This is a genomic window from Streptomyces sp. NPDC101178 (genome assembly GCF_044767965.1).
GTDB lineage: Bacteria > Actinomycetota > Actinomycetes > Streptomycetales > Streptomycetaceae > Streptomyces.
On sequence record NZ_JBIWOZ010000011.1, the window covers coordinates 1 to 13,062 of the forward strand.

Here is a 13,062-nt window from a genome sequence, read left to right on the forward strand (position 1 = left end):
GCGTTTCCGACTCTATCAGACACTTTCCGGTGTCTGACTCCCGGTCGAAGCGGGCCGTGCGGTTTCGCTTTCCAGGTTCTTCGCTTTCGCGTTTTTCCCTTTCCGGCGGTTCCAACTTTACCAGACTCTTTTTCGTTCCGTTTCCGGTCCGAATTCAATTTCCGGTTGGCCTGTGGAGTGGCCTTGCCTTTCGGCGTGTCCGCTACGTTAGCCCATTCCCTTGGCAGCTCATAATCGAGCCTGTCCAGCGAATTACGGGCATGCCGAATTCGCACCCGCCAGGGTGAGTCGTAGGTAGTGGTTTGGCCTCTTTGGGTTGGCCGGTCCGGTCCGATGGGCCGTTCCGACAGCTGTACCCGTGTCAAGTGGCTCGGACTACATTAGGCGTCCGCCCAAGCGCCGTCAAGTCGCTCATGGCCCGTCACTTCGCCCGGCGGCGACGGGGAGCGTGGGCTCGGTAGGGGCTCACCGTGGGGTCGCTGCCGATCCAGAAGCGCCATGGCTGGTGTGCCCCGTCGCCGCCGACTCCGGTGCGAGGGCCGCTCCGTACCTGGTCAGGCGCGGGCGGAGTGCCGTGGAGGACGGAGAGTGCGGCGGTGGGGCCGGCGAACAGGTCGCTGCCGTTCAGCGTGCGGTCGACGTCGAGAGCGGTGGCGAGGCGGGCCGGGCCTTTGGCCAGTTCCTTGTCATTGCGGGCCGAGACCCTTCGTACGCGGGCGAGGCCTGCGCCCACGTTGATCTCGCCGGCCCGGAGCAGCACCCCGCTCGCGTGGCCCTCGGGGCCACAGACCAGGTTGAGGCAGTGCCACATCCCGTACGTGAAGTAGACGTACGTATGGCCGGGCGGGCCGAACATCACGCTGTTGCGGGCCGTGCGGCCCCGGAAGGCGTGCGAGCCGGGGTCGATCTCGCCGGCGTACGCCTCCACCTCGGTGAGGCGGACCTCGATCGTGCCCTCTTCGCTGCGGCGGACGAGGGTGCGGCCCAGCAGGTCGGGGGCGACGTCCAGGACGGAGCGATCGAAGAAGTCGCGGGTGAGCGGTGTGCGGTCGGGGCCCTTGGTCATGCCGTCCGAGGGTACTGGGAGAGCGGGAGCGGGAACCGGCTACGGTCATGGCGCGTATCTAGGGGTCAGGACCAAGAAGGAGTGAACATGGGCTTCAAGCGGCTGCTCGCGAGTCTGGGTGCCGGTGGTGCCTCGGTGGAGACCGAGCTCACCGAGGTGAACGTCGTCCCCGGTGGGGTCGTGCAGGGTGAGGTGCGGATCCAGGGCGGGTCGGTGGCCCAGCAGATCGAGGGGCTCTCCGTCGGTCTGCAAGCGCGGGTCGAGGTCGAGAGCGGTGACCAGGAGACGAAGCAGAACATCGAGTTCGCCAAGGTGCGGCTCGGCGGTGCCTTCGAGGTGCAGGCGGGCGCGGTGCACGTGGTGCCGTTCGGTCTGGAGATCCCGTGGGAGACCCCGGTCACGATGTTCGCCGGTCAGCATCTGCGCGGCATGGACATCGGGGTGACCACCGAGCTGGAGATCGCCCGCGCGCTGGACTCCGGTGACCTGGACCCGATCAACGTGCACCCGCTGCCGGCGCAGCAGGCCATTCTCGACGCCTTCGGACAGCTGGGCTTCCGCTTCCGCAGCGCGGACATGGAGCGCGGACACATCCGCGGGTCGCGTCAGCGGCTGCCCTTCTACCAGGAGATCGAGTTCGTCCCGCCGTCGCAGTACCGCGGGCTCCACCAGGTCGAGCTGACGTTCGTCGCGGACGACCGGGAGATGGACGTGATCCTGGAGATGGACAAGAAGCCGGGGCTGTTCAGCGAGGGCAGCGACTCGTACCGCGCGTTCAAGGTGGGTCTGCACGACTTCCAGCAGACCGACTGGGCCGCGTACCTCAATCAGTGGCTCGCCCAGGTCGGCGGACAGCGCAACTGGCTCTAGGTCTCTAAGGTCGGATGGGGGTAGATCCGTCAGGTGGGGAAACCCGCTGAAGACGAGCCGACGCCGATCAGGAGAGGTGCCAGACGTGACCGAGCCGAAGAGGGCCCCGCTGCCGCACGACTTCCATCCGGAGGTGCACGCGTTCACCGTGACGAGCAAGGATCTCGCTCCGGGTGCCGTGCTGGGGGACGCGCAGGTGCTTGCGTCCGGGAACACCTCGCCGCACCTGCGGTGGGAGGGGTTCCCGGCGGAGGCCAAGAGCTTCGCCGTGACGTGTTTCGACCCGGACGCCCCGACGGGGAGCGGGTTCTGGCACTGGGTGGTCTTCGACATTCCGGTGTCGGTGACCGAGCTGCCGGCCGGCGCGGGCAGCGGTGCGTTCGCGGGGCTGCCCGAGGCCGCGGTCCAGGCCCGTAACGACTACGGGGCGAAGGAGTTCGGCGGGGCCGCGCCGCCGGCCGGGGAGAACCACCGCTATGTGTTCACCGTGTACGCGGTGGACACCGAGAAGCTCGGTATCGACAGCGACTCCTCGCCCGCTGTGGTCGGCTTCAACCTCCGGTTCCACACGCTGGGGCGTGCTCAACTGGTCGGTGAGTACGAGGCTCCCGCCGCCGATTAGTTCGCCTGTTGTTTGCCCTGCTCTGGTCTTGGAGAGATCAGAGCAGGGCATTTTTTATTGCGTTGTCCATCGCGGCCTGCCCAGCCAGAGTTGATCCGGGCCTGCCAGGGGGCGGGCGGCACACGGGAGGTGGGCAGGATGCGTGACACGCTGGTTCTCAACGCGAGCTTCGAGCCGCTGTCGACAGTGACGCTCAACCGTGCGGTGGTCCTGATCCTGACGGACAAGGCCGTCGTCGAGCAGTCGCATCCCGAGCTCCGTATGCGTGGTGCCGCCGTGGACATCCCGGTGCCCCGGGTGATCAGGCTCTGCCGGTACGTGCGGGTGCCGTTCCGAAGACAGGCGCCGTGGTCCAGGAGGGGTGTGCTGGTCCGGGACCAGCACCGGTGCGCGTACTGCGGGAGGCGGGCGTCCACCGTGGACCATGTGGTGCCGCGGGCCCAGGGCGGTCAGGACACCTGGCTGAACACGGTGGCGTCCTGCGCGGAGGACAACCACCGCAAGGCGGCCCGGACGCCGGAGCAGGCGGGGATGCTGTTGCTGAAGCAGCCGTTCGTCCCCTCCCCCGCCGAGGCGATGCTGCTGGCGATGGGTGCCGGTGACCGGGCGGAGCTGCCCGCGTGGCTGGACCGGGCGGCGGCTGCCGCGTAGAGCCATGGCGTAGATGACGTACGGCTGACGCCGTATGCGTGGGCCCGTCCCTGTCCGGGGGCGGGCCCACGTGGGTCAGCGGAGCAGCAGCTGGACGATGGCCGCCGAGCCGACCATCACGATCAGGGCGCGCAGGAAGGTGGGGCTGAGGCGGCGGCCCACCTTGGCGCCTATCTGGCCGCCGATGGCCGAGCCGACCGCGATGAGCACGACCGCTGTCCAGTCGAAGTCGGCGACGAAGAGGAAGAACAGCGCGGCGATGCTGTTGACCACGGCGGCCAGGACGTTCTTGACGGCGTTGAGGCGCTGGAGGGTGTCGTCGACCAGCATGCCCATCAGGGAGAGGTAGATGATCCCCTGGGCCGCCGTGAAGTAGCCGCCGTAGACGCTGGCGAGCGTCAGGCCGGTGAAGAGGAGCGGGCCGCCGTCCGGGCGGGCCGGGGTGCCGGTGCGTTCGCGGCGGCGCTGGACGGCTTTGCTGATGCGTGGTTGCAGGATCACCAGGACGAGGGCCAGGGCGACCAGGACCGGGACGATCGTCTCGAACGCCGTGGAGGGCAGCGCGAGGAGGAGCGTGGCGCCGGTGAGGCCGCCGATGGCGGCTCCTACGGAGAGTTTCAGGATGCGACGGCGCTGGCCGGCCAGCTCCTTGCGGTAGCCGATGGCTCCGCTGATGGAGCCGGGAATCAGGCCGAGTGCGTTGGAGACGGTGGCGGTCACCGGCGGGAGGCCGGTGGCGAGCAGGACGGGGAAGGTGATCAGGGTGCCTGAGCCGACGATCGTGTTGATCGTGCCCGCGCCTACTCCCGCCGCGAAGACGGCGAGTATTTCCCAGATGGACAAGGCCATCTCCTTCGATGGTCAGTGATGCCTCCCCGCCATGAAGGTCGAGGGGCCTCACTGATCATGCACGAAGGGGGTGGGGTGTCAGTGGACCGGGGGTTCTTCGCGGCGTTCGACGGCGGTGCCGCGGGGGTTGATCACGCCGGCACCGCCTCCGTTGCCGCCGTTGCCCCCGTTTCCGCCGTTGCCTCCATTGCCCTCGTTGCCGCCGGTGTTGAAGCCCGGGGCGCCGCCGCCGATGTTGCCGAAGGCTCCGCTGAGGCCCTTGAGGGCGTCGCCGATCTCGCTGGGCACGATCCAGAGCTTGTTGGCGTCGCCCTCGGCGATCTTCGGGAGCATCTGGAGGTACTGGTACGACAGCAGCTTCTGGTCCGGGTCGCCGGCGTGGATGGCCTCGAAGACCGTACGTACCGCCTGGGCCTCGCCCTCGGCTCTGAGGGCCGCTGCCTTCGACTCGCCCTCGGCGCGCAGGATCGCGGACTGCTTCTCACCTTCGGCGGTGAGGATCTGGGACTGCCGGATGCCTTCCGCGGTGAGGATCGCGGCGCGCTTGTCGCGGTCGGCGCGCATCTGCTTCTCCATCGAGTCCTGGATGGAGGTGGGCGGTTCGATGGCCTTGAGCTCGACGCGGTTGACGCGGATGCCCCACTTGCCGGTGGCCTCGTCGAGGACGCCGCGCAGGGCCGCGTTGATCTCCTCGCGGGAGGTCAGGGTGCGCTCCAGGTCCATGCCGCCGATGATGTTGCGGAGGGTGGTGACGGTGAGCTGCTCGATCGCCTGGATGTAGCTGGCGACTTCGTAGGTCGCGGCGCGGGCGTCGGTCACCTGGTAGTAGATGACGGTGTCGATGTTGACGACCAGGTTGTCCTGGGTGATCACCGGCTGCGGCGGGAAGGGCACGACCTGTTCACGGAGGTCGATCCGGTTGCGGATCGAGTCGATGAACGGGACGACGATGTTCAGGCCCGCGTTGAGGGTGCGCGTGTAGCGGCCGAAACGCTCGACGATGGCGGCGCTGGCCTGCGGGATGACCTGGATCGTCTTGATCAGGGCGATGAAGACGAGCACCACCAGAATGATCAGGACGATGATGATCGGTTGCATCGTGTCTCTCGTGCCCTTCGGTTGCCGGCGGATCTCATGATGATCGACATGATCGACTTCGAGTCTCGCAGAACTGCGCCCGCCCCGTGCGTGGTTCGCTCACATGACCACGGCCGTCGCTCCCTCGATGTCCACGACATCGACCTGCCGGCCGGGCTCGTAGACCTGGTCCTCGTCGAGCGAGCGCGCCGACCAGACCTCGCCGGCGAGCTTGATGCGGCCGCCGGCGGCGCTGACCCGTTCCAGCACGACCGCCTGACGGCCTTTCAGCGCGTCGATGCCGCTGGCGTGTCCGGTCTGTCCGGCGCGGTGTCTGGCGGCGATCGGGCGGACGACGACGAGCAGCGCCACCGACACCCCCACGAAGACCAGCACTTGGGCGACGATGCCGCCGCCGAGCGCCGCGACGAGCGACGCTGCCAGCGCCCCGACCGCGAACATTCCCAACTCGGGCATCGCGGTCAGGACGAGGGGGATGCCCAGCCCCACCGCGATGATCAGCCACCACACCCACGCGTCGATGTCCACATGGTCATCGTAGGACTGTCGGTGCGTCACCGACAGGGCGCAGGGGTGGTCAACTGTCGTCAACTGCGGTACGCGCCGCCGGGCTTGTTCCGGGGATCGACGCGGGCCGGTCAGGAGAGGGGCAGGCCGTGGGCGGTGTAGCGGTCGCCGGTGTGCTCGACGATCAGCGGCAGGCCGAAGCAGAGCGAGAGGTTGCGGGAGCTGAGCTCGGTCTCCATGGGTCCGGCCGCGAGGACCTTGCCCTGGCGGATCATCAGGACGTGGGTGAAGCCGGGCGCGATCTCCTCGACATGGTGGGTGACCATGATCATGGAGGGGGCGTACGGGTCGCGGGCGAGGCGGCCGAGGCGGCGGACCAGGTCCTCTCGGCCGCCGAGGTCGAGTCCGGCGGCGGGCTCGTCGAGGAGCAGCAGTTCGGGGTCGGTCATCATCGCGCGGGCGATCAGCGTGCGCTTGCGCTCTCCTTCGGAGAGCGTGCCGAACTTGCGGTCCAGGTACTCGGTCATGCCGAGGCGGTCCAGGAAGGCGCGGGCGCGCTCCTCGTCGACGGCCTCGTAGTTCTCGTGCCAGGTGGCGGTCATGCCGTACGCGGCGGTGAGCACCGTCTGCAGGACCGTCTGCCGCTTGGGCAGCTTGTCGGCCATGGCCACGCCGGCCATGCCGATGCGGGGGCGGAGCTCGAAGACGTCGGTGCCGACGCCGCCCAGCCGCTCGCCGAGGACGGTGGCCGTTCCCTTGCTCGGGAAGAGGTAGCTGGACGCCAGGTTGAGGAGCGTCGTCTTGCCGGCGCCGTTGGGGCCCAGGATGACCCAGCGCTCCCCCTCCTTGACCGACCAGGAGACGTCGTCCACCAGAGCGCGTCCGTCGCGGACCACGGATACGTCCACCAGCTCCAGTACATCGCTCATGAGCGCGTTGTCTCCCCATGCAGTCTCGTCGAGATCGTCGCGTGCCTGTGGGCACAGTCCCAGGAGAAAACCTACGCCACCGCGCGAGCGCTCCGGCCGTGAGGTCCGCTCCCGGTGACGTTCCCGGCCGGTTCGGCAGGTTCCCTAGGCTGTCTCCATGCTTGAGGAACCACGTTCAGGGTTGTTGGCCGCCTGGGGGAACGCGCTTCTGGCGGGACTTGTCTCGCCGGACGACGCGGCTCTCGCGGTTGTCGGGGAGGACGCGGTGCACCGCGTCGAGGGGCTGCCGGGTGAGACGGGGCCGGTCGGGCTCACGCTGGCGCTCGGGCGGCTGCGGGCGCTGGGGGCGACCGGTTTCCGGGTCGCGCTGCCGGTGCCGGGGCATCCGCTGGGGCTGTCCGGTCCGCCGGACTTCAACGCGCGGGCGCTGGAGGCGGAGGAGGCGGTGATCGCGTACGGGGTGCCGTACGGGCTGGTGCCGGAGGTGAGCGAGGCCGGGCCGGCCGGGGATCTGCACGTCGAGGTGGTGTGGCGGGTGCTGCCGGTACGGGATGCGCCGCCGGCGGACGTGCCGTCGCTGGGCGAGGCGGAGCGGGAGCTGGCGGAGGCGTTGCGGGAGGCGACGGCGGCGCTGTCCCGGCTGGACGTCGCCGGTTCCGGGCCGGTGGCGGAGGCGGCGGTGGACGCGTACCGGGCGCGGGCGGAGGGGGGCCGGGGGCGGGATGTGCTGGCGCCCGGTTATCCGCCGCGGGCGGTGCGGGTGCTGGAGCTGGCGCGGCGGGTGGGGCTGCTGGTCTCGGTGGCGTACGGGTCGGGGCACGGGGGCGCGGTGAGCGCGTCGGAGATGGCGGCTCGGGGGGCGGCGTTGCGGCCGGTGGAGCGGGTGGCCCGGCGGGCGGCCGTTGCCGCGTACAACGCGTACGTGGAGGGCGGGGAGGTGGCGCGGTAGCGCGGGCCTTTGTCCTCGGGCGCCGGACGGGCCGGGTTCGCCGGGCTCGGCGGTCCGTTGCCTCGGGGCTCCTGCGCGGGAGGTCCGTCCTCGAACGCCGGACGGGCCGGGACGGGCGCCGGACGGGCCGGGGTGGCCCGTCCGGCTTGGGGGTCTCAGTGGTTCAGGCCGAGGTTGCCGAAGGCCGGGTTGAGCAGGCCGATCACGTTGACCGTGTTGCCCACCACGTTCACCGGGACGTGGACCGGGACCTGGGCCACGTTGCCGCTGGCGACGCCCGGGGAGCCGACGGCAACGCCGTGGGCGCCGGCGCCGCTGTGGCCGGTCGCGGAGGCCGCGCCGGCGCCGGCGGCGATGAGCCCGCCGGCGATCATGGTGACGGCGGCGGTCTTCTTCAGGTTCTTCACTTCAGGATCCTCCTAGAGAGGCTGCGGCAAGCCGCCGCAGCACGCTCTGGAGAACGCCGTACGGCCCGGAAGGATACGCCGTTCGGGTGACATACACCCGACAGTATGAATCTCGGCCCGGGTCAGCCCGCAGCCCCGTTCCGTACCGCCCACAGCGCCGCCTGCGTGCGGTCCGCCAGGTCGAGTTTCATCAGGATGTTCGACACATGGGTCTTGACCGTCTTCTCCGAGAGGACGAGCGCGCGGGCGATCTCCCGGTTGGAGCGGCCGTCGGCGATGAGACCGAGGACCTCGCGCTCGCGCTCGGTGAGGGTGCTCCCCCGGCCCGTACCGCTGCCCGCGTCCTCCTGGGCGAGGAGTGCTCCGGCGACCTCCGGCTGGAGCAGGACGTGTCCGGCGTGGACCGACCGGATGGCACCGGCCAGGGCATCCGGGTCGACGTCCTTGTAGACGTAACCGGAGGCTCCGGCGCGCAGGGCCGGGACCACCGTGCGCTGTTCGGTGAAGCTGGTGACGATGAGGACCTTGGCAGGGTTGTCGAGCCGGCGGAGCCTGCGCAGGGCCTCGATGCCGTCGGTGCCGGGCATCTTGATGTCCATGAGGACGACGTCGGGCCGCAGCTCCTCGGTGCGGGCCACGCCCTCCGCGCCGTCGGACGCCTCGCCGACGACCTCTATGTCCTCCTGGATCTCCAGGAACGTACGCAGTCCACGGCGGACCACCTGGTGGTCGTCGACCAGCAGCACCTTGATGATCTTGTCAGCCACCGGGGACCTCCATCTCGATCGTGGCGCCCTTTCCGGGCTCCGAAACAACGGTGAGGCGGCCGCCGACGCTCTTGGCCCGGTGGCGCATGGAGACCAGCCCGAGGTGCCGGCCCGCCCGCCGGACGGCCATGGGGTCGAAGCCGATGCCGTCGTCGGTGATGAGCAGGACGGTCGCGGCGGCGCGGCGGGTCAGGGTGACGTGCACGCGCTCGGCGCCGGAGTGGCGCAGCGCGTTGTGCAGGGCCTCCTGCGCGACCCGGAGCAGCGCCTCCTCCTGGGCGGCGGGCAGGGCGCGTACACCGCTGCTCCCGAAGGTGACCGCGGCCGCGTGGGCCCGGTCCAGGACCTGGATCTGGGTACGGAGGGTGGCGATCAGGCCGTCCTCGTCGAGCGCGGCCGGGCGCAGCTCCACGACGGCCGCCCGCAGCTCGTCGACCGCTTCGGCGGCGAGGACGGCGACCTGCTGGAGCTCCCCCTTGGCGCGGGCCGGGTCGCGGTCGACGAGTGCGGCGGCGGCCTGGGCGGTGAGCCTCAGCGAGAAGAGCTTCTGACTGACCGCGTCGTGCAGCTCGTGGGCGAGGCGGGAGCGTTCCTCGGCGATGGTCAGCTCGCGGCTGCGCTCGTAGAGGCGCGCGTTGGTGAGGGCGATCGCGGCGTGCTGGGCGAGGATCGAGAGCAGTTCCTCGTCCTCTGCGGTGAAGCCGCAGCCGCCGTCGGGCTTGGGGCACATCTTGTTGGCGAGGAAGAGCGCGCCGATGATCTCGTCGCCGTCCGTGATGGGCAGGCCGAGGAAGTCGGACATGTCGGGGTGCGCGTCGGGCCAGCCCTCGAAGCGGGGGTCCTTGCGGACGTCGGCGAGCCGCTCGGGCTTCGCCTGGTGGAGCATCGCGGCGAGGATGCCGTGCTGGCGGGGCAGCGGGCCGATGGCCTTCCACTGTTCGTCGCTCACGCCGTCGACGACGAACTGGGCGAAGCCGCCGTGGTCGTCCGGGACGCCCAGGGCCGCGTACTGGGCGTCGAGCAGCTCGCGGGCGGAGGCGACGATCGTCTTGAGGACGTCTCCTACTTCGAGGTGCCGGCTCATGGCGAGCAGCGCGGCACTCACCGCGGCGAGGGCCGACGGTGGGCGATGACTCATGGGATCACCGTACCGGCGGGGGTACGGGGCCGTATCGGGCCGAGGACGGCTGCGAGCGGGCCGTGGACCTAGGCCGGTCGCGGGCCCGTAGCCGGTCGCAGGTCCTAGGACCTCCCCGGTCCTAGGACGAAGTGCCGGGTGCGGGTGCGGCTCCTGGGCGAGGCGCTCCGTGATCAGGGCTTCCTAGGTTGGAGTCGCCGGGGTCGGCCCGGTAGACGCCGATGCGCTGTAAGGGGACGGTCACGATGCCGGTTGCGTTGATCACGGGTGGTTCGAAGGGGCTGGGGCGCGCGCTGGCCGCGGCGCTGGCCCGGCAGGGGTGGGATCTGGTGCTGGACGCGCGGACGTCCCGGGTGCTGGAGGCGGCGGCGAAGGAGGTGCGGGAGCGGTACGGGACGCGGGTGGTGGCCGTGCCGGGCGATGTCACGGACGCGGCGCACCGGGCGGAGCTGGTGGCGGCCGCCGGTGAGCTGGGCGGGCTCGATCTGCTGGTGAGCAACGCCAGTGTGCTGGGTGCCGCGCCGCTGGTCCGGCTGGAGGCGCAGCCGCTGGACGGTTTGCAGCAGGCGCTGGAGACCAATGTGGTGGCCGCGCTCGGCCTCGTGCAGGAGGCGCTGCCGTTGCTTCGGGCGTCGGCCTCGGGGGCGGTCGTGGTGGTCAGTTCGGACGCGGCGGCGGAGGCGTACGAGACGTGGGGCGGTTACGGGGCGTCGAAGGCGGCGCTGGACCAGCTGGCGGCGGTGCTGGGCGTGGAGGAGCCGGGGCTGCGGGTGTGGGCGGTCGATCCGGGGGACATGGACACGGACCTGTACGCGGCAGCGGTGCCGGACGACGGCGGGGAGACGCGCCCGTCGCCGGCGAGCGTGGTGCCCGCGTTCCTGCGGCTGGTGCGGGAGCGGCCGGCGAGCGGCCGGTTCGCCGCTCCGGCGCTGCTGGAGGAGGGGCCGGGAGCTTTCGGGAGTGCGCGGTGAGCTCGGTGGAGTCGGCGCGGCGGGACGGGAGCTCGGGTGCTCCGGTGGATGAGGGGTGCCGGGCGCCGTCGCTGGAGGCGCTGCGGGTGCCGGTGGAGCTGTCGGCCCGGGTGCCGGCCGAGCAGCGGGGGTCGGGGCGGGATGACGTACGGCTGCTGGTGACGCGGGGGCCGGCCGTCTCGCACCATGCGTTCCGGGAGTTGCCGGGGCAGCTGCGGGCCGGTGACGTGCTGGTGGTGAACACGTCGGCGACGTTGCCGGCCGCGGTGAACGGGCGGGTGGGCGGCGAGCTGGTCGTCGTGCACTTCTCGACGCGGGGTGAGGACGGGCGGTGGTCGGTGGAGCTGCGGGCGCCCGGTGCCTCGGGGGCGAGCGGGCCGCGTCCGGGCGGGCCGGCCGGTGCCGTCGTACGGCTGCCGGGCGGGCGGGAACTGGTGCTGGAGGAGCCGGTGGGAGGCGGTCTGCCGGGCGGGCGGGACCGGCGCAGCTCCCCGGGCCCCGCCGTGGGCGCGCGACTGTGGTGGGCGCGGGTTCCGCAGCGGGTGCCGGAGCTGTTGCGGCGGTACGGGCGGCCGATCCGGTACGCGTACACGGAGCGGGACCAGCCGCTCTCGGCGTACCAGACGGTTTTCGCGGTCCCGGCGGCCGACGGGAGCGGTTCGGCGGAGATGCCGAGCGCCGCCCGGCCCTTCACCGCCGCCCTGGTGGCGGAGCTGGTGAGCCGCGGGGTCCAGTTCGCGCCGCTGTCGCTGGATACGGGGGTGGCGTCGGCGGAGGCGCACGAACCGCCGTACCCGGAGCGGTTCGCGGTGCCGTCCACCACGGCGTGGCTGGTGAACGCGGCGCGGGCGGCGGGCGGCCGGGTGGTGGCGGTCGGGACGACGGCGGTGCGGGCGCTGGAGTCGGCGGCGGATGCGGAGGGGGTGGTGCGGCCGGCCGCGGGCTGGACGGATCTGGTGGTGACGCCGCGCCGGGGGGTGCGAGTGGTGGACGGGCTGCTGACCGGGCTGCACGAACCGCAGGCCTCGCACCTGCTGATGCTGGAGGCGGTGGCGGGGCGTGAGGCGCTGCGCCGCGGGTACGAGGCGGCGCTGGAGCGGCGCTACCTCTGGCACGAGTTCGGCGACGTCCACCTCATCCTGCCGGATGAGGAACGTAACGCTCTGAATTGCTCCAGCAACGAGTGGTGAGGTCGGCGCGTCGCCGATGTGAGCCCAGGCATAGGGCGCAGGTCACTTACGAACGCCCCTAGTGGACCTAAAAGGGCGTTTTGGGTGGGCATGAGCGGGGGTTATTTCGGACGAACAGGACCCTGTTCCACTATCCAGCTTCGTACGTCACACCTTTGCCACACGATTTTGCTGCCGCTAAGAATTGCTCTCGTCCCCGACGGAGGTGCGCATCGCCGCCTCCGGTCTCGTCCTCCGTGAGGACACCTGAGCATTCGAAGAGGTAGCCCTACATGTCTGCGACTCGCATCCCCAGCCGTGTCCGTCGTCTGAACAAGGTCCAGAAGATCTCCGTGGCCGGTGTGTCGGCCCTGGCCGTCGCCTCCCTGACCTTCTCGCTCGTCCCGTCGAACGCCGAGGCCGAGGTCGCCCCGCAGGCAGCAGGCGCTGCCGCCCCCGTCGCCTTCACCGGTGGCTCCGCACAGGCCAAGACCGTGCAGAACAGCATCATCGAGCAGCACTCCACCGCCGAGCAGCTCGTGAAGGCCGCCGACGCCGCCAAGGCGAAGGCCGCCGCCGAGACCAAGGCGAAGGCCGCGAAGGCCAAGGCCGCGGCGGACGCGAAGGACAAGGCCGAGAAGGCCGCCAAGGCCAAGGCCGACGCGAAGAAGCGCGGCGCCGAGGCCGCCAACCGCTCCACCGCGCGCAAGCCCGTCTACGCCAACAACCTGGACGGCTGGATCCGCGAGGCCATGGCGATCATGAAGAAGGAAGGCATCCCCGGCTCCTACGAGGGGATCCACCGCAACATCATCCGGGAGTCCAGCGGCAACCGCTGGGCGATCAACAACTGGGACATCAACGCCCGCAACGGCATCCCCTCCAAGGGCCTTCTCCAGGTGATCCAGCCGACCTTCGACCGGTACCACGTCAAGGGCACCAAGAAGGACCTGTACGACCCGGTCGCCAACATCGTCGCCGCCTGCAACTACGCGGCCGACCGCTACGGCACCATGGACAACGTCGACAGCGCGTACTGAGCCCAGCCGTACAGCTGAGCCCAGCAGCG

Annotated in this window: 15 protein-coding genes; 7 read left to right on the forward strand and 8 right to left on the reverse strand. The window is 70.7% G+C overall.

Annotation, left to right across the window (positions count from 1 at the left end; translation table 11 throughout):
• Positions 1-421 precede the first annotated feature (421 nt).
• Positions 422-1,066 (reverse strand): DNA-3-methyladenine glycosylase, encoded by a 645-nt coding sequence (locus ACIRR8_RS27365; RefSeq protein ID WP_404069756.1) that lies wholly within the window; start codon positions 1,064-1,066, stop codon positions 422-424.
• An 87-nt stretch (positions 1,067-1,153) separates the two neighbouring features.
• Between ACIRR8_RS27365 and ACIRR8_RS27370 the strand changes: the two genes are divergently transcribed.
• The 3 genes from ACIRR8_RS27370 (at position 1,154) to ACIRR8_RS27380 (ending at position 3,209) form a co-directional block, all read left to right on the forward strand.
• Complete coding sequence (locus ACIRR8_RS27370) at positions 1,154-1,936, forward strand: sporulation protein (RefSeq protein ID WP_018512274.1); 783 nt, start codon at positions 1,154-1,156, stop codon at positions 1,934-1,936.
• Between the two features lie 85 nt (positions 1,937-2,021).
• Positions 2,022-2,558, forward strand: a complete 537-nt coding sequence (locus ACIRR8_RS27375; RefSeq protein WP_404069758.1) for a YbhB/YbcL family Raf kinase inhibitor-like protein — start codon at positions 2,022-2,024, stop codon at positions 2,556-2,558.
• Positions 2,559-2,696: 138 nt separating this feature from the next.
• Positions 2,697-3,209 carry an HNH endonuclease gene (locus tag ACIRR8_RS27380; protein WP_404069760.1) on the forward strand — a complete coding sequence of 171 codons (513 nt, stop codon included), beginning with the start codon at positions 2,697-2,699 and terminating at the stop codon, positions 3,207-3,209.
• Between the two features lie 75 nt (positions 3,210-3,284).
• Here ACIRR8_RS27380 and ACIRR8_RS27385 read toward each other — a convergent pair whose 3' ends face one another.
• The 4 genes from ACIRR8_RS27385 to ACIRR8_RS27400 form a co-directional block, all read right to left on the reverse strand.
• The gene (locus ACIRR8_RS27385; protein ID WP_404069762.1) at positions 3,285-4,058 is read right to left on the reverse strand and encodes a sulfite exporter TauE/SafE family protein; all 774 of its coding nucleotides are present in this window, start codon (positions 4,056-4,058) and stop codon (positions 3,285-3,287) included.
• A gap of 78 nt (positions 4,059-4,136) precedes the next feature.
• Positions 4,137-5,156 carry an SPFH domain-containing protein gene (locus ACIRR8_RS27390; RefSeq protein WP_404069764.1) on the reverse strand — a complete coding sequence of 340 codons (1,020 nt, stop codon included), beginning with the start codon at positions 5,154-5,156 and terminating at the stop codon, positions 4,137-4,139.
• A gap of 99 nt (positions 5,157-5,255) precedes the next feature.
• Positions 5,256-5,684: an NfeD family protein gene (locus tag ACIRR8_RS27395; protein ID WP_404069766.1), complete on the reverse strand. Its 429-nt coding sequence runs from the start codon at positions 5,682-5,684 to the stop codon at positions 5,256-5,258.
• Positions 5,685-5,794: 110 nt separating this feature from the next.
• Positions 5,795-6,592: an ABC transporter ATP-binding protein gene (locus ACIRR8_RS27400; RefSeq protein WP_404069768.1), complete on the reverse strand. Its 798-nt coding sequence runs from the start codon at positions 6,590-6,592 to the stop codon at positions 5,795-5,797.
• Positions 6,593-6,749: 157 nt separating this feature from the next.
• On the opposite strand from ACIRR8_RS27400, the gene ACIRR8_RS27405 reads away from it, so the two are divergent.
• Positions 6,750-7,541 carry a hypothetical protein gene (locus ACIRR8_RS27405; protein WP_404069770.1) on the forward strand — a complete coding sequence of 264 codons (792 nt, stop codon included), beginning with the start codon at positions 6,750-6,752 and terminating at the stop codon, positions 7,539-7,541.
• A 155-nt stretch (positions 7,542-7,696) separates the two neighbouring features.
• On the opposite strand, the gene ACIRR8_RS27410 is transcribed toward ACIRR8_RS27405, so the two are convergent.
• The 3 genes from ACIRR8_RS27410 to ACIRR8_RS27420 form a co-directional block, all read right to left on the reverse strand.
• Complete coding sequence (locus ACIRR8_RS27410) at positions 7,697-7,948, reverse strand: chaplin (protein WP_404069772.1); 252 nt, start codon at positions 7,946-7,948, stop codon at positions 7,697-7,699.
• A gap of 122 nt (positions 7,949-8,070) precedes the next feature.
• Positions 8,071-8,715, reverse strand: a complete 645-nt coding sequence (locus ACIRR8_RS27415) for a response regulator (protein WP_404069774.1) — start codon at positions 8,713-8,715, stop codon at positions 8,071-8,073.
• The gene (locus ACIRR8_RS27420) at positions 8,708-9,853 is read right to left on the reverse strand and encodes a GAF domain-containing sensor histidine kinase (protein WP_404069776.1); all 1,146 of its coding nucleotides are present in this window, start codon (positions 9,851-9,853) and stop codon (positions 8,708-8,710) included. The genes ACIRR8_RS27415 and ACIRR8_RS27420 overlap by 8 nt, the downstream gene beginning before the upstream one ends.
• A 245-nt stretch (positions 9,854-10,098) precedes the next feature.
• On the opposite strand from ACIRR8_RS27420, the gene ACIRR8_RS27425 reads away from it, so the two are divergent.
• The 3 genes from ACIRR8_RS27425 to ACIRR8_RS27435 all read left to right on the forward strand — a co-directional run bounded on the left by ACIRR8_RS27425 (position 10,099) and on the right by ACIRR8_RS27435 (position 13,033).
• A complete protein-coding gene (locus tag ACIRR8_RS27425; protein WP_404069778.1) occupies positions 10,099-10,824 on the forward strand; it encodes an SDR family NAD(P)-dependent oxidoreductase in 726 nt (241 codons plus the stop codon).
• Between the two features lie 44 nt (positions 10,825-10,868).
• Entirely contained in the window at positions 10,869-12,014 is a 1,146-nt protein-coding gene (locus ACIRR8_RS27430) for an S-adenosylmethionine:tRNA ribosyltransferase-isomerase (RefSeq protein WP_404070108.1), read from the forward strand.
• 272 nt (positions 12,015-12,286) lie between these two features.
• Complete coding sequence (locus ACIRR8_RS27435; RefSeq protein ID WP_404069780.1) at positions 12,287-13,033, forward strand: transglycosylase SLT domain-containing protein; 747 nt, start codon at positions 12,287-12,289, stop codon at positions 13,031-13,033.
• Positions 13,034-13,062 lie beyond the last annotated feature (29 nt).

Excerpts from the sequence above, each read along its gene's own strand:
- ACIRR8_RS27420 (WP_404069776.1), bottom strand. The coding sequence starts at position 9,853 with ATGAGTCATCGCCCACCGTCGGCCCTCGCCGCGGTGAGTGCCGCGCTG.
- ACIRR8_RS27400 (WP_404069768.1), bottom strand. The coding sequence starts at position 6,592 with ATGAGCGATGTACTGGAGCTGGTGGACGTATCCGTGGTCCGCGACGGA.
- ACIRR8_RS27385 (WP_404069762.1), bottom strand. The coding sequence starts at position 4,058 with ATGGCCTTGTCCATCTGGGAAATACTCGCCGTCTTCGCGGCGGGAGTA.
- ACIRR8_RS27435 (WP_404069780.1), top strand. The coding sequence starts at position 12,287 with ATGTCTGCGACTCGCATCCCCAGCCGTGTCCGTCGTCTGAACAAGGTC.
- ACIRR8_RS27380 (WP_404069760.1), top strand. The coding sequence starts at position 2,697 with ATGCGTGACACGCTGGTTCTCAACGCGAGCTTCGAGCCGCTGTCGACA.
- ACIRR8_RS27365 (WP_404069756.1), bottom strand. The coding sequence starts at position 1,066 with ATGACCAAGGGCCCCGACCGCACACCGCTCACCCGCGACTTCTTCGAT.
- ACIRR8_RS27370 (WP_018512274.1), top strand. The coding sequence starts at position 1,154 with ATGGGCTTCAAGCGGCTGCTCGCGAGTCTGGGTGCCGGTGGTGCCTCG.
- ACIRR8_RS27390 (WP_404069764.1), bottom strand. The coding sequence starts at position 5,156 with ATGCAACCGATCATCATCGTCCTGATCATTCTGGTGGTGCTCGTCTTC.
- ACIRR8_RS27425 (WP_404069778.1), top strand. The coding sequence starts at position 10,099 with ATGCCGGTTGCGTTGATCACGGGTGGTTCGAAGGGGCTGGGGCGCGCG.
- ACIRR8_RS27405 (WP_404069770.1), top strand. The coding sequence starts at position 6,750 with ATGCTTGAGGAACCACGTTCAGGGTTGTTGGCCGCCTGGGGGAACGCG.